The 15,276-nt window shown below is 54.0% G+C and carries 11 protein-coding genes; 1 reads left to right on the top strand and 10 read right to left on the bottom strand.

Features of this window, described 5'->3' with window-relative positions; genetic code table 11:
* Positions 1-109: 109 nt before the first annotated feature.
* Together dnaE and guaB are read right to left on the bottom strand one after the other, a co-directional pair.
* A complete protein-coding gene (dnaE, locus tag ACTCIA_RS11855) occupies positions 110-3,700 on the bottom strand; it encodes a DNA polymerase III subunit alpha (protein ID WP_463002029.1) in 3,591 nt (1,196 codons plus the stop codon).
* 9 nt (positions 3,701-3,709) lie between these two features.
* Positions 3,710-5,173 carry an IMP dehydrogenase gene (gene guaB / locus ACTCIA_RS11850; RefSeq protein ID WP_463002028.1) on the bottom strand — a complete coding sequence of 488 codons (1,464 nt, stop codon included), beginning with the start codon at positions 5,171-5,173 and terminating at the stop codon, positions 3,710-3,712.
* Between the two features lie 225 nt (positions 5,174-5,398).
* Between guaB and ACTCIA_RS11845 the strand changes: the two genes are divergently transcribed.
* Entirely contained in the window at positions 5,399-6,004 is a 606-nt protein-coding gene (locus tag ACTCIA_RS11845) for an L-threonylcarbamoyladenylate synthase (protein ID WP_463002027.1), read from the top strand.
* A gap of 3 nt (positions 6,005-6,007) precedes the next feature.
* Here the strand turns inward: ACTCIA_RS11845 and sppA are convergent, their stop codons facing one another.
* The 8 genes from sppA to ACTCIA_RS11805 all read right to left on the bottom strand — a co-directional run bounded on the left by sppA (position 6,008) and on the right by ACTCIA_RS11805 (position 15,144).
* Entirely contained in the window at positions 6,008-6,916 is a 909-nt protein-coding gene (gene sppA, locus ACTCIA_RS11840) for a signal peptide peptidase SppA (protein ID WP_463002026.1), read from the bottom strand.
* A gap of 144 nt (positions 6,917-7,060) precedes the next feature.
* Positions 7,061-8,974: a 30S ribosomal protein S1 gene (locus tag ACTCIA_RS11835; RefSeq protein ID WP_463002025.1), complete on the bottom strand. Its 1,914-nt coding sequence runs from the start codon at positions 8,972-8,974 to the stop codon at positions 7,061-7,063.
* Positions 8,975-9,088: 114 nt separating this feature from the next.
* Entirely contained in the window at positions 9,089-9,760 is a 672-nt protein-coding gene (cmk, locus tag ACTCIA_RS11830) for a (d)CMP kinase (RefSeq protein ID WP_463002024.1), read from the bottom strand.
* 15 nt (positions 9,761-9,775) lie between these two features.
* The gene (hisC, locus tag ACTCIA_RS11825; protein WP_463002023.1) at positions 9,776-10,882 is read right to left on the bottom strand and encodes a histidinol-phosphate transaminase; all 1,107 of its coding nucleotides are present in this window, start codon (positions 10,880-10,882) and stop codon (positions 9,776-9,778) included.
* Positions 10,879-11,877 (bottom strand): lysophospholipid acyltransferase family protein, encoded by a 999-nt coding sequence (locus ACTCIA_RS11820; RefSeq protein ID WP_463002022.1) that lies wholly within the window; start codon positions 11,875-11,877, stop codon positions 10,879-10,881. The genes hisC and ACTCIA_RS11820 overlap by 4 nt, the downstream gene beginning before the upstream one ends.
* Before the next feature lie 243 nt (positions 11,878-12,120).
* Positions 12,121-13,524 carry a sigma-54-dependent transcriptional regulator gene (locus ACTCIA_RS11815; protein WP_463002021.1) on the bottom strand — a complete coding sequence of 468 codons (1,404 nt, stop codon included), beginning with the start codon at positions 13,522-13,524 and terminating at the stop codon, positions 12,121-12,123.
* On the bottom strand, positions 13,517-14,680 hold the full coding sequence (locus tag ACTCIA_RS11810) for a sensor histidine kinase (RefSeq protein ID WP_463002020.1): 1,164 nt from the start codon (positions 14,678-14,680) through the stop codon (positions 13,517-13,519). Before ACTCIA_RS11810 ends, ACTCIA_RS11815 begins: the two co-directional genes overlap by 8 nt.
* Positions 14,677-15,144: a hypothetical protein gene (locus ACTCIA_RS11805; protein ID WP_463002019.1), complete on the bottom strand. Its 468-nt coding sequence runs from the start codon at positions 15,142-15,144 to the stop codon at positions 14,677-14,679. The genes ACTCIA_RS11810 and ACTCIA_RS11805 overlap by 4 nt, the downstream gene beginning before the upstream one ends.
* Positions 15,145-15,276 lie beyond the last annotated feature (132 nt).

The raw sequence follows: 15,276 nt of genomic DNA, 5'->3' as shown, positions 1-15,276 counted from the left end.
TACGAATATCGAATGTTCAAATGATAAAAACCAACAGCTTAAAACAGGATGTTTCTGTCATTGATGCATTTAGGGTTTTGGTCATTGTTTCGGATTTCGTGCTTCGAATTTACTGCTTTAACGCTTTTACTTTCTTGCCGTTGCTCTTGCGCCCGTTGTTTCTCCGGCCGTTTTGGGCTTTGCCGTTTCCGTTTCCGTTTCCATTGCCGTTGCCCCCGGAATGCACCGGTGCACAGACCGTGTACACGGCATCATAGCCCAGCAGCGTATTGACCTCCTGGCGAAGGGCCACGCCGGCCCTGATCTTCATCTCCTCGGGCAAGGCGATGATGGTTTCGGTTTTGGCCGGGATACGCACGTGCAAAAACCCCTTGCACGCCCCGGGGTGTTTCTGCAAAACCGCAAGCAGATTCTCCATGGCCTGTATTTCCACGCTTTCGGCGTCAACCCGGATATGCAGGCTTGCCGCCCAGTTGGTTTCGGCATCAGCAATGCGCACCACGCTGTCGGCCAGAATCTTGGTGCTTTTCTCATTTTTCTGAACCTGGCCCTGGACAAATGCCGGGGTCTCCAGGATCAGCACGTCGGCAACAGCGGCATACAAATCCGGAAACACGACCACTTCCACGGAGCCATGCATATCCTCGATATTCAAAAAGGCCATTGGATCGCCCTTTTTGGTCATGATGGTCTTGATATGCTTGACAATGCCCCCTATTCGCACAATCTCACGGTCTCCCACGGCGTCCTCGGCAACGGAAAGGGCATCCGCGTTGGCATACTTTTCCATTATATCCCGGTATTCATCCAGGGGATGACCGGTGATATAGAATCCAATGGCTTCCTTTTCCAGCTCCAGCAAATGCTTTTCATCCCATTCGGGAAGCTCGGAGATCACCGGCGCGTTGATCGCGTCGGCTTCCTGGCCGGATCCGCCGAAAAGCGACATCTGGGGATCGTTTCGCTCCTTTTGCACCCGCTGGCCGTAGTCCAGGGCATCATCTGCAGAGGCCATGAGCGCGGCCCGGGTGTATCCGGTAAAATCAAAGGCGCCGCATTGAATCAGGCTTTCCAGGACCCGCTTGTTGACCTTTCGCAGGTCCACCCGCTGGCAGAAATCAAAAATTGATTCAAACCGGCCCTGATTCCGGATTTCAATAATGGATTCAATTGCCGATTCCCCCACGTTTTTCACTGCCGCCAGCCCGAAACGGATCTTGTCGCCGGAAACCGTAAACCCCTTGTGACTTTCGTTGATATCCGGCGGCAGAATCGCGATATTCATGTTTCTGCATTCGGCAATATACTTGGCCACGTTGTCCGAGGAATTCATCTCAGAAGTGAGCACCGCTGCCATGAATTCTTCCGGGAAATGCGCCTTGAGATAGGCGGTCTGGTAGGCAATTAAGGCGTAAGCTGCGCTGTGGGACTTGTTAAAGCCGTAACCGGCAAAGGTTTCAATGAGTTCAAACAGCTCGTTGGCCTTTTGTTCGTCAACCCCGTTTTCCACCGCACCCTTGACAAACCGGTCCCGCTGTTTGGCCATGACATCGACAATTTTTTTACCCATGGCCTTTCTGAGATTGTCCGCCTCGGCCATGGAAAAGCTTCCCACCTCGCTTGCGATCTTCATGACCTGTTCCTGGTAGAGGATCACGCCGTAGGTGTTGTTTAAAATGGGTTCGAGCTGCGGTATCAGGTACTGTACTTTCTGGCGGCCGTGCTTTCGTTCCACGTAGTCGTCATGCATGCCGCTGCCCATGGGCCCGGGCCTGTAAAGCGCCACCAGGGCCGTAACCTCGGCAAAGCTCTCCGGCTTCATCCGGGTGAGCAGATCCCGCATGCCCGCGCTTTCCAGCTGAAACACCCCGGTGGTATTGCCGGCTGAAAGCAGCTGAAAGGTTTTTTCGTCAGACAAATCCAGGTGCCCCAGATCCGGCGGGCGCTTTCCCAGGGATTCGATGATCTGCAGGGCATTGGCCATGATCGTCAGGTTGCGCAAACCCAGAAAATCAAATTTCACCAGCCCGATTTTTTCCACCATCTTCATGTCGTACTGGGTCAGCACTTCACCGCGTTTGCCTTTGTATAAGGGCAAATACTCCACCAGTGGCTTATCGCCGATAACCACGCCGGCGGCATGAGTGGAGGCATGTCGATTTAAGCCCTCCAGGGACCGGGAAATTTCGATGAGCTCGCCGATCACCGGATTGGACCGGGCCCTTTCCACCAGCTTGGGCTCCAGTTCCATGGCCTTTTCCAGGGTCATGCCCGGGGTCTCTGGCACCAGCTTGGCGATTTCGTCGACTTCGCTCAATGCGATGTTCAGGGCCCGGCCCACGTCCCGGATTACTGCCCGGGCCTTCATTTTCCCGTATGTAATGATCTGGGCAACATACTCCGGGCCGCCGTAGCGGTCCACGACATAGTGAAACACCTCTTCTCTGCCGTATATGCAAAAATCCACGTCAATATCGGGCATGCTCTGGCGGGAAGGATTTAAGAAACGCTCAAATATCAATCCGTTTTCAATGGGATCCAGATCCGTAATGCCCAGGGAATAGGCCACCAGACTGCCTGCAGCCGAGCCCCGGCCCGGACCCACGGGGATGTTGCGCTTTTTGGCATATTCAATAAAATCGGCAACAATCAAAAAATAACCGGGAAATCCCATGGAATTGATCACGTCAATTTCATAGTCCACCCGTTTGCGGTAAACCGATTCCTCCACATCCGGATTCTTTTCCCGGATTTTTTCCATCCGGGCCTCATAACCCCTGCGGACCTTTTCCTCAAAAAGTTCGGATTCTGAGCGATCATCCGTGAGATTGAAATTGGGAAAATGATGGGTATTGAAATCAAATTCAACATGGCAGCGATCGGCAATCTGCTTGGTATTGGACAGGGCCTCCGGGCAATGGGAAAAGGATTTTTCCATGTCCTTCGGGGACTTGAAGTAAAGCTCGCCATTGCCGAAACGCATCCGGTCGGCGTCATCCATTGTCTTGCCGGTCTGGATGCACAAAAGCACCTCGTGGGCCCGCTCGTCTCCGGCATCCAGGTAATGACAGTCATTGGTGGCCACCAGCGGCAAAGAAAGACGCCGACCCATGTCCATCAGGGCCTCGTTGACGACTTTCTGGTCCTCCATGCCATTGTGCTGAAGCTCAAGGTAAAAATTATCCGGACCCAGCACATCCGAATAAAACCGGGCGGCCTCCTCTGCCAGGTCAACCCGCCCTTCGAGGATGCGCATGGGGATTTCGCCCTTGATGCAGGCAGACAGGCCGATCAAACCCTCTGCATGCTGCCTGAGCGCCTGCTTGTCTATGCGCGGCTTGTGATAAAACCCCTCCACGCTTGCCATAGTGGCCAGTTTACAAAGGTTTTTGTACCCGGTCTGATTTCTGGCCAAAAGCACCAGGTGGCTCATGTCCCGATGATCGGCCTGTGTCCTGTCATGCAGGGTCCGGGGGGCCACGTAACACTCGCAGCCGATAACGGGCTTGATGCCGGCATTGCAGGCCTGCTGATAAAAATCAACCACCCCGAACATGGTGCCGTGGTCCGTGATGGCCACAGCCGGCATGTCATATTCCTTTGCCCGGGCCAGCAAATCACGTATCCGAATGGCCCCGTCAAGGAGGCTGTATTCGGTATGCACGTGAAGGTGTACGAAACCGGAGGGATTGATACTCATGCTTGCCTCTTAGTCCAGGCTGTAGTTGGGTGCTTCCTTGGTGATAATCACATCATGGGCATGGCTTTCGCGAAGGCCTGCCGGGCTGATTTTGACAAAACGGGCTTTTTGACGCAACTCCTCTATGGAATTGGCGCCCACGTAGCCCATGCCGGATTTTAATCCGCCAACGAGCTGATAGACGTTTTCGCCGATGGTGCCCCGATAGGGAACCCGGCCCACGATGCCTTCAGGGACCAGCTTATCGGCCTCCTGCTGGTCCTCCTGGTGATAACGGTCCCGGCTGCCGTCCTGCATGGCCTCAAGCGAACCCATGCCCCTGTAGGCCTTGTAGCTTCTGCCCTGGTAAATAATTTTCTCGCCCGGACTTTCCTCTGTTCCGGCAAACAACCCGCCGATCATCACTGAGTTGGCCCCGGCCCCGAGGGCCTTGGTCAGATCCCCGGAATACTTGATACCGCCATCTGCAATAATCGGCACCCCGGTTTTTTCAGACACCGGCCGGCAGTTCATGATGGCAGTGAGCTGAGGCACGCCGATACCCGCCACAATTCGGGTTGTGCAAATGGAGCCGGGACCGATCCCGATTTTCACGGCATCCACTCCGGCCTCGATCAATGCCTCTGCTCCCTCGGGCGTTCCCACGTTACCGGCGACCACATCCACCTCGGAAAACCGTTTCTTGAGAAGCTTGACAGCTCTGAGAACATTGGCGGAAAAGCCATGGGAAGTATCAATGAGCAGGATGTCGGCATCCGCCTGGACCAGGGCCTCTGCCCGGGCCTCCATGTCCTCTCCCACGCCAATGGCGCCGCCGACCCGCAGACGGCCCAGGTCATCCTTGCATGCATGGGGATATTTTTTGAGCTTTTCAATATCCTTGATGGTGATCATGCCCGTGAGCCGGCCTTCGGAATTGACCACCAGCAATTTTTCAATTCGGTGGGCATGAAGCATCTTCTTGGACGCCTCCAGGCTGATGCCTTCGGCCACGGTAATCAGATTTTCCCGGGTCATCACCTCGTCCACGCGCTTGTCCAGATCCGTAATAAAGCGCAGATCCCGGTTGGTGACAATGCCCACGAGCTTTTCCCCGACTGTGACCGGAACGCCGGATATCCGGTACTGCTGCATAAGCTTTAACACGTTGCGGATGGGCACATCAGGCGAGGTGGTCACCGGATCCACGATCATTCCGCTTTCCGATTTCTTCACATTGCGCACTTCCCGGCACTGCCGCTCAATGCTCATGTTGCGGTGAATAAACCCGATGCCGCCGGCCCGCGCCATGCTGATGGCGGTTCTGCCCTCGGTTACTGTGTCCATTGCAGCGCTGCAGATGGGTATATTGACGTTGATGTTCCGGGTCAGCCGGGTGGCGGTACTCACAGCGCTGGGCACCACGTCTGAGTAGCCCGGAAGCAACAATACGTCATCAAAGGAATAGGCTTCCTCAAGCGGTCGATTCTCCATTATTTTCCTCCCGCAAAACAAATGAATAAAATAATCGATGAATGATTTCCTGATGGATTCAGCAAAAATTCATGTGTACAATATCAACAAATAATCCGGTTTCCGGGGATCAACCCTCAAAACAGACTATCGCAGAACCCTGAATCTGTGATACAAAATCGTGCATTGGGCTATCGTCTGTCCTGCATTATAACCATAAAACAAAAAGAAAAAAAGCCAGAGGCCATGTTAATTCACATCAATGCGGAAAACCCCCAGCCCCGGCTCATTGCCAGGGCCGTTTCAGTGCTGAAAGACGGCGGTATCATCGCCTATCCAACAGATACGTACTATGGTATCGGCTGCGACCTGTTGAACAAAAAAGCCATTGAAAACATCTACCGCCTCAAAAAACGCGACAAACGGGAGCCATTCAGCTTTATCTGCTCTGATTTAAAAAACATCAGCGACTATGCCAAGGTCACCAACTACGCCTATAAAACCATGAAACGCCTGCTTCCCGGCCCTTATACCTTTATTCTCGAAGGCTCACGCCAGGTGCCCAAAATCATGCTCGCCCGGAGAAAAACCGTGGGCATACGGGTGCCGGATCACAACATCTGCATCGAACTGGTCAAAAGCCTTGGGCACCCGGTGATTTCAACAAGTGCAGCCACGCCCGAAGGAGATATTTTCAATGATCCGTCGTTTATCCAGGAGCATTTCAAAAACAGCATCGATTTGATTATCGACGGCGGCCCGGTGCCGGGAGAACCCTCCAGCGTGATCTCGCTGATCGGAGACGAGCCCGAAATCCTGCGTGAAGGGCTGGGCAGGCTCGAGGAGGTTTAACAATCAGGGGGATTTGCCCGGGGCGTAGACATAGCCGCCGGAAAGCGCGCCAGTGCTGATTTCTCCGAGCTGCTGCCGGATTCCGGACGAAACCCTGTCAAGTACGTAATTGATAATGGACAATTTTTCCTCGGGCGGATACACAACTTCAGGCGTTCCCTGTATACCACCCTTTTCTGCAGCCCAGTCCACGGCATCATACAGATTGCCGATCCTGTCGACCAGGCCGTACTGTTTTGCGCCCTGCCCGGAAATAATCCGGCCGTCAGCGACTTCAGCCACATCCTGCCGGTTCATTTTCCGGCCTGCGGCCACGTCATCGACAAACTGACTGTGCACGGTGTCGACGAAGTCCTGGAGCAGCTTTTTCTCATCATTGGTCATTTCCCGCAACGGCGATCCGATATCCTTATATTTTCCGCTGGTGATGGTCACCGGGTAAAGACCAATTTTTTCAAACAAAGCCTCAAAATTGGTGTATTCCATGAGCACGCCGATGCTGCCGGTGATGGTGCCGGCATTGGCCACGATCCCGTCGGCCGCAGCTGCAATATAATATCCCCCTGAAGCCGCCACCGCTCCCATGGAGGCGATCACCGGCTTATTTTCCCGAATCTTTCGGATTTCCCGGAATATTTCCTGGGACGGACCCACGGCCCCGCCAGGAGAATCAATGCGCACCACAATGGCCTTTATGGCCCCGGTCCTGGCAAACTCCCGCAGATTCTGCAAAACCGGGCCGGCTTCGAGAATGGCCCCCTTGACCTCAATCACACCGACTTTTTCACCATAGTGCATCTGCCGCTTTTCCGGTGAGAACAAACCGATAACAGACAAAATGACACTGGTGGCCGCTATCAGGCTGACAACCATCAAAAGAAAAAACAAATACGGATGTCTTCGGGAAAACATGGAAATTGCCTGCCTTAAAATATCCAATAAAAAAACCGGCGGACCGAAAAACATCAGGGGCAGGCATGGGCTTCTGCCATGCCTGCCCGCTTATGTCAGGATTCTTACGATCATACCGCCGGTCAGATTTTGGTGTCCGGATGTTTACTTCAGATCCTGGGGCTCTTTCTCCCCGGGTTCTTCTGCTTCCGGCGCCTGCGTTGCCGCCTCACCGGATTCATCAGGCGCTTGTGCAGCCAACGCCTCGGCCTGTTGCTGATCTGCGGCGCCTTCCTGCGCTTTTTTGGCCTCACCGTTGAATTTTTCCATTAAGTTTTCCTTCAACAGTTCACCAAAACTCGAAGGCGCTGCCTTTGAATTGCTCACATAATCGTGGAGCAGTTCCTGCTCGTCATCGACCTCCAGCCGCTTGATGGACAACCCGATACGGCGCTCATCCGTATTGATATTGATAACCCGGGCAGTGAGCTGATCGCCCACATTGTACATGCCCACCGGGGTTTTGATCTTTTCCTTGCTGATCTCGGAAACGTGCACCAGGCCTTCAATGCCTTCTTCGAGTTCCACGAAGATACCGAAATCCGTTACATTGGTGACCATTCCGTTGATATCGGTTCCCACGGGGTAACGTTCTCCGACGGTTTTCCAGGGATCGTCATGGAGTTGCTTGACGCCAAGGGAAAAACGCTCGTTCTGCTTGTCAATGTCGAGCACCTTGGCCTGAACCGTATCCCCCTTCTTGTAGAGCTCGGAGGGATGTTTGATGCGGCGGGTCCAGGAAAGATCGGAGATGTGAACCAATCCGTCAATGTCATCATCAATGCCGATGAATATGCCGAAATCGGTAATATTTTTAATTTTGCCTTCAATGATGGAGCCCACGGGATATTTTTCGCTGATCACATCCCAGGGATTGGGCATGGTCTGTTTCATTCCCAGTGAAATCCTGCGGCTTTCCGGCTTGATATCCAGCACCACAGCCTCGACTTGCTCGCCCACGGACACAACCTTGGACGGATGGCGGATTTTACGGGTCCATGACATTTCAGAAACATGAATCAGGCCCTCAATTCCTTCTTCGACTTCCACGAAAGCCCCGTAATCCGTGAGACTGACCACCCGGCCGGTAAGCTTGGTGCCCACGGGGTATTTATCCGAGGCAAAGCTCCAGGGATCGGGCACAAGCTGTTTCATTCCCAGCGAAACCCGTTCGGTCTGCGGATCAAATGAAAGAATCATGACCTGGATGGGATCGCCGATGGCAAACAATTCAGACGGGTGCTTGACCCGGCCCCAGGAAATATCGGTGATGTGCAGCAGACCGTCAACTCCGCCCAGGTCCACAAACACCCCGTATTCGGTAATATTTTTCACCGTGCCGTCCATCACCTTGTTTTCTTCAATGGCGGCCAGGGTCTCGGAGCGCTTCATCTCGCGCTCGGCTTCCAGAATCACCCGGCGGGACAACACAATGTTATTTCGCTTGCGGTTGAACTTGAGCACCTTGAAATCAAAGGACTGGCCAACCATTTCATCCAGGTTGCGGATGGGGCGCAGGTCGGCCTGGGATCCCGGCAGAAATGCCTGAACCCCGATATCAACGGAAAAACCACCCTTGACCCGGTGGGTGATCACACCCTCAATGGTGCCCTCGGCCTCGTAGACCTCCTTGATGGCGTCCCAGACCTTGACCTTGGCGGCTTTTTCCTTGGATAAAAGAACGCGCTCTTCTTCTTCATCCCACCACTCGATCATGACCTCAACGTCATCATCCACTGCGGCCTGGACATTTCCCTCGCTGTCCTTGAATTCATTGATGGGAATCAGCCCCTCGGACTTGTAGCCCACATCCACCAAAACGTGATCCCGGTCCACGGAAATGATGCGCCCGTTGACAACCTCGCCTTCTTCAAATCGCTTCAGGCTTTCTTCGTACATCTCCATCAGGGACTCCATGCTCTGCTCGCCATCCTCCTGGATGTCGACGTCCGCAGCAGCCGATGTGCCCTCGATGTCTCTTGTGTCTTGTTCTTCAGTGTTTTCTTGAAAATTTTCCATTTACAACAATACCCCCTTTGGCCGTTTTAAGATACTCCCCGCCTGTATGCAAAGGAGTATAAGTGCGCTTTATTAACAGAGCAAAAGCAAAAACACAACAGTTAATTTCAACCCTTACCGGCCCGCGACATCCCGGATAACGGCCATCATTTCATCGACCACGGCACCGGCGGATCTGCTGGTGGAATCGATATGAAACGCATCATCGGCGGGTTTCAAGGGTGCAACGGAGCGGCCGGCATCATTGGCATCACGCTTTTTCATGTCCTTTTCCACCTGCTCAATGCTGACATCCTGACCCCCGGCAAGTTCCAGATATCTGCGCCGGGCGCGCACATGCAGATCCGCGCTTAAAAAAAATTTGACATCCGCACCCGGAAAAACAACGGTTCCCATGTCCCGGCCCTCGAAAACAGCGGATTTTTCAGCCCCCAGCCGGCGCTGAAGCGCCAGCAGGGCCTGCCGGACTTCTGGTTTGGCTGATGCAGCCGAGGCCAGCATGGTGATTTCCGGGTTCCGGATTTCTCCGGTGATATCCACGCCCGCGGACAACAGCCGCAGATCCCCGTCGCGGCGGACAAAGCGCAAATCCAGATCCCCCAGCACCCGGGCCAGACCTTTTTCGTCCTCCGGGTCCACCTGCCGGACATGCATTTCACGGGCCACGCCCCGGTACAGGGCTCCGGTGTCCACATAAGCATAGCCCAGCCGGTCTGCCAGGGCGCGGCTTACAGTGGTCTTGCCCGCACCTGCCGGGCCGTCTATGGTTATCAGAATTGGTTTCAAAGCAGTCATATCCGTTTACTGTTGTGCCTGCATCTGCTGCATGACGGTTTCAAACGCATCCAGAAACCGCTGGTTTTCCTCCCGGGTTCCGGCATTGATGCGGATGTATTCGGGATAACCGTAAGAAGCCATGGAGCGTACGATGACTCCCTGCCGGAGCATGGCCTCAAAAAACCCATCAGCATCGCATTTGACCTCAATGAGAAAAAAATTGGCTTCAGAGGGAAAATAATTGACACCCATGTGCTCCAGGGCTGCATACATGAACTCAAGCTCACCGCGCACAAGGCGGACGGTTTTTTCCATAAACGCATCATCATCCAGGGCCGCGCATGCTCCGGCCTGGGCCAGGGCATTGGCGTTAAACGGCTGGCGCACCCGGTGAAGCCAGCCGGCCAGTTCTTCGGGCATCACCCCGTAGCCGATGCGGATGCCGGCAAGCCCGTAGGCCTTGGAAAAGGTGCGCAGCACCACCACGGGACGTTGCCCTGTGCAGTATGCCAGGCCGTCTGCGCAGTCCGGGTCTGCAGCAAATTCAATATAGGCCTCATCAATTACCACCACCGCCTGATCCGGCACTTTTTCCAGAAACTTTTCAAATTCGGATCGGGTAATAACGGTGCCCGTGGGATTGACCGGGTTGTTGAGAAAAATCATGCGGGTTTTTTCCGTGATCTGTGCAGCCATTTGGTCCAGGTCCACGAAAAGGGATTTCAGGGGAACAAATACCGGCAGGGCCGCGGCTGAGCGCACCATGATCTCGTACATGAGAAACGAGGGCGCGGTCATCACGGCCTCATCTCCGGGCTGCATCAGCGCCCGGGTCAGCATGCCGATAATCTCGTCAGAACCGTTGCCCAAAACCACGTTGCCGGGCGCCACCCCGAGTTTGCGGGCGATTTTTTCCACCAGGTAATAACCGCGGCCATCCGGGTACCGGTGCAGCTTGTCCATGGCCGCGCGCATGGCATCGACGGCAAGCGGTGACGGGCCGAGGGGATTTTCATTGGATGCCAGTTTTACGGAACCGGAGATACCGTACTCCCGCTCCAGTTCCTCAATGGGCTTTCCGGGCTTGTAAGCCTGGATGGATTGAATGTAGTCAGGAATATTGAGTTTCATTGTTTTTTTCCGTGTGTGGTTTTATCCGGAACAGATCCGGTTTTGGGCGCCCACGGCTTAAACGGCTTTGTCTTCCACCGGCTGTGGACCCAGAACCACTGCTGCGGGTACCGGCGGATCATGTCTTCCATTACCTTATTATATAAGGCAGTGGTCGCCTCAATATCCTTGGTCTTGTCCCGGGTCTGGATTTTTGGCAGGGCCGGGTGGCATTCCACCCGGTAATGACCGTTTTCACGGACCAGAAACACGGGCACCACCGGTGCACCGGTTTTTCTGGCCAGCAGAGCCAGGCCCTTGCCGGTACACGCCGGGATACCGAAAAAATCCACAAACACCCCGTCTTTTACCCGGGCATTCTGGTCGAGCAACATGCCGATGAGTTCATTGTTATGTAATGCCGCAAACATGCTGCGCATTGCACGCCGTTTGACCAGCAGGCGGGCGCCGTAGCGGCTGCGCTGGCTTATGAAAAAACGGTCCAATGGTTCAAACTCCAGGGGCCGGTATATGGCGCTGACAGGCAGGCCCATTTGTCCCATGGCCAGGGGAAGCAGTTCCCAGTTTCCGATGTGGCCGGTCAGCACAAGCACGCCCTTTTTTTCCCCCAAAGCGGCCTGTAAATGATGCATACCGAAAAACCGAAAATATTTCCGGATATCGGTGGGTTTGAGGCGCAAAGACCAGCCGATTTCAAAAACAATGCGCACAAGGCTGCAAAACACGTTTCTGGCCATGATTCGGATCTGCCGCCGGGTCATTTGGCCGCCATATACCCGGCCAATATTGGATACCGCAATCTCCCGATGCCGCCGGTCTGCGGCAAACCAGAGCCGGCCCAGCCAATTGGCCGCATGCACGGCGGTTTTTCGGGGGATCAGACCAATAAGAAAAAATCCCCGTTCAATGAGAAAATAAAAAAAGGCATCCACATGCCGCCTTTTTCCCCGGGCCGTTGCTGTGCCGTTGGAATTGCGTTGATTCACAGAGTTCATTAGCCCGGCTTATACATGTTTTTCCACATTTGTTCAAGTATGATGGCACCGTAAAAAGTCTGATTTCAGATGGTGCCGTAAAAGTTCAAGATCAAGGCTTGCGTAATTTCGAAGAATGCAGCGTACTTATCTGTACGTGAAATTCTGAGAAATTGCGCGTAACGCAGATATTGGACTTTTACGGCGCCATCAAGTATGATCCATTGCCCTGCAGCTTTATTGACTTGCCGGACAATCCGGGTTTCAGCTCCGGTAATCTTCCGCGGAAATCTCATAACGACGCATGATCTGCTGAAGGGACTGGCGTTCGAGCCCGCATTTTTTGGCTGCACGGGTCACGTTGCCGCCGGTCTGCTGAAGCAGGTTGCCGATATATTCTGCGTTAAATGCGTGCAGCACCGTCTCCTTGGCCTCCCGGTAGGGCAGATGGCTTATATCCGCGTATCCGCAGCCTTGATTTTCTGCAGCCGCGTCATCCACCGGGTGTTTTAAGTCCTGCGGGTTGATGGTCTGGCCTGAGGAAAACAAAATCGCCTGAATTACGATATTTTCCAGTTCCCGGACATTTCCCTCCCAGTGGCGGGATTTTAAATGCGCCATTAGTTCAGATGAAAACGTCTTGTGCGGCTCGTTTAACCGGCTCCGGTGCTTGCGCAGAAGATGCTCGGCAATCAGGGGGATGTCATTTCTGCGCTCGCGCAAGGGCGGGAGATGCACCGGCAGCACGGCCAGGCGGTAAAAGAAATCCTCCCGGAATGTGCCATCCCGGATCTTGGCCTTTAAATCCTGGTTGGTGGAGGCAATGATGCGCACATCCACACGAACGGAACGGGTATCGCCAAGGGGCTTGATCTCACGCTCCTGCAGCACCCGCAACAGCTTGGTCTGGATGGCCGGACTGACATCCCCGATTTCATCGAGAAAAATGGTGCCGCCGTCAGCCTCCTGAAACAAACCGGTCTTGTTCTGGGTGGCATGGGTGAATGCTCCTTTTTTATATCCGAACAATTCGCTTTCCAGAATCTGCTCGGGCACGGTGGGGCAATTGACGGCAACAAACGGGCCCTTGCTGCGGCTGCTGATGGAATGAATGGCCCGGGCGGTTAAATCCTTGCCTGTGCCGGATTCGCCGGTGATCAGTACGGTCATTTCGGTCTGGGCCACCATGCGGATGGTTTCAAACACACTTTGCATGGCATCGGACTGGCCCACCAGGCCATAAAACGCGGGACCGTGGGGATCGCTTTGCTTCAGCAGCCGGTTTTCAGAAATCAGACGGCTGCGTTCCAGGGCTTTTTCCAGCCGGAACACCAGGGTTTCATGGTCAAAGGGTTTGGTGACAAAATCATAGGCCCCCTGTTTCATGGCCTGGACTGCGTACTCAATGGAGCCGTAGGCGGTCATCATGACAACTGTGAGTTCCGGCCACTTGCGCTTGATGAGTTCCAGCAGTTCAAGACCGTCCATGCCCGGCATCCGGATATCGATAAGGGCCAGATCAAAAGGGCTTTTTTCCAGGATCTGCAAGGCGGACTTGCCGGAATCCGCGGTTTTGACCCGGCAGTTTAAATCCGGCTCCAGGCTCCGGGCCAGCAGTTCGAGCATATCCGGCTCATCATCGACGACCAGTATCCTGTGTTCAGCCATTTCCCCCTCCTCCTTCAGAGCCGGAAACAGGCAGCAGAAGCGTAAAGACCGAGCCCTTTCCAACACGGCTTTGCACGCGGATATCGCCGCCGTGGCTTTTGGCAATGCCGTAGCTGACAGCAAGGCCCAGTCCCGTGCCCTCGCCCGTGGATTTGGTGGTGAAAAATGGATCAAAAATGCGGGTCAGATTCTTTTCCTCTATGCCATAGCCGTTATCCGCAATATCGATTTCCAGCCGCCGGTTTGATTCGTCAAACCGGGTGGCAATGGTGATGGTGCCGTCCTGCTCCACGGCATGGGCGGCATTCATTACAAGGTTGACCAGCACCTGCTTGATCTTTTTTTCATCCATGCGGATGTTGGGTATATTTTCGGCAAACTCCTTGGAAATCCGGATACTTTCCATTTTTGAACGATGCTGAATAAACACCAGGGTCTCCTCGATGACCTCGTGAATGTTGATATCCGCCATTTCCGGCTGAGAACGGCGGGCAAAATTAAGCAGATCCTCCACAATGGATTTACAGCTTTGTGCATGCTTTAAAATCACCTGCAGGTCTTTTCTGCGCTGGGAATCCTCGGGCTCGCCCCGCAACAGCAACTGGGTATAACCCTGGATGACCCCCAGGGGATTGTTAATCTCGTGGGCGATGCCCGAAGAAAGTTTGCCGATGGAAGCCAGCCGGTCTGCATGGGCCATTTGCTTTTCCTGATGGATCATGGCCTCGGTGCGCTCCTGGATGCGCTTTTCCAGATCCCGGTTCAGTGCCAGAAGCTCCTGGTGGGTGTCCTGAAGCGCCCTGCGATCCAGGCTGATCTGCTGATAGACATGCCACACCCTGTTGAAAAACAGGGTTACGGCGGCCACGATGATCAGCAGAAAGGTGTTTATGCCACCGGCAAAAGGCTGAAGCCCTCCCCATAGTTCCGGCATGTCCGCCAGGGAGAAAAACTGTTTGAGAATATGGCCGCCCGAGCGCGACACCGCAAATCCGGCCAGACAATAGCATAGCCACAAAAGATAGGTCCAGACCACATTGTCGGGCTGGCTCCTGCGCAACCGGACAGCCCTTGAAACACATAAAAAGGAAAAAATAATCATCAGGGCCGAACCCATCATATCCACCAGGCGGATGGGCATGTCTGATACAATCATGGGCTTCCGTCCTGGCTTGGATCAACCTTTGGATCAACGCTGCGGAACGGATCGCTTAAGCGCCGCAGCCCCATATAGAGAAAAACCATGCCGGGCACACAAAGCAGATGATCCAGCTTGAGAAAATAATACAGAAGCCAGAGCCAGCCGCGATCCCCCGCGGACTGGATATGAATCTGCCAGTCCGAGGCCTGGGCCACCCGGATCAATTGGGTCTGCTCATCCATGTAATGCGCCAGAAATGCATCCAGGGACCAGAGAATAAAAAACACCGAGGCATATTGAATCAGGCGCCATCCGGATTGGCGCACCAGGTGCCTGGACCGCAGCCTGTAAATCAGGATCCCCATGGCAATAATAAAAAAGATATGGGAGATTTGATGGGTATACAGGCCTTCGGGCGGGCCGTGAGCCTGGGTTGCATACGCGGGAGCCGCCGTGCAGAACAGAAAAATCAGCAGCAACCAAAACAGCCTGTTTCTTACCATAACTTGCTTTCTCGTAACCCTGATGCCATATTTATCAAAAGCATCTGTCATGTTTATGCGCTGCAGGCGACAAAAAAATAAAACCCGGCTTTTCTGCTAAAGAAAACA

This window comes from Desulfosalsimonas sp., from assembly GCF_055149105.1.
This window is presented reverse-complemented; position numbering and strand designations above follow the sequence as displayed.

Bases quoted from the DNA above. Each gene is read 5' to 3' on its own strand.
- ACTCIA_RS11845 (WP_463002027.1), top strand. From the start codon at position 5,399: ATGTTAATTCACATCAATGCGGAAAACCCCCAGCCCCGGCTCATTGCC.
- hisC (WP_463002023.1), bottom strand. From the start codon at position 10,882: ATGAAACTCAATATTCCTGACTACATTCAATCCATCCAGGCTTACAAG.
- ACTCIA_RS11820 (WP_463002022.1), bottom strand. From the start codon at position 11,877: ATGAACTCTGTGAATCAACGCAATTCCAACGGCACAGCAACGGCCCGG.
- ACTCIA_RS11835 (WP_463002025.1), bottom strand. From the start codon at position 8,974: ATGGAAAATTTTCAAGAAAACACTGAAGAACAAGACACAAGAGACATC.
- sppA (WP_463002026.1), bottom strand. From the start codon at position 6,916: ATGTTTTCCCGAAGACATCCGTATTTGTTTTTTCTTTTGATGGTTGTC.
- ACTCIA_RS11810 (WP_463002020.1), bottom strand. From the start codon at position 14,680: ATGATTGTATCAGACATGCCCATCCGCCTGGTGGATATGATGGGTTCG.
- guaB (WP_463002028.1), bottom strand. From the start codon at position 5,173: ATGGAGAATCGACCGCTTGAGGAAGCCTATTCCTTTGATGACGTATTG.
- dnaE (WP_463002029.1), bottom strand. From the start codon at position 3,700: ATGAGTATCAATCCCTCCGGTTTCGTACACCTTCACGTGCATACCGAA.
- ACTCIA_RS11815 (WP_463002021.1), bottom strand. From the start codon at position 13,524: ATGGCTGAACACAGGATACTGGTCGTCGATGATGAGCCGGATATGCTC.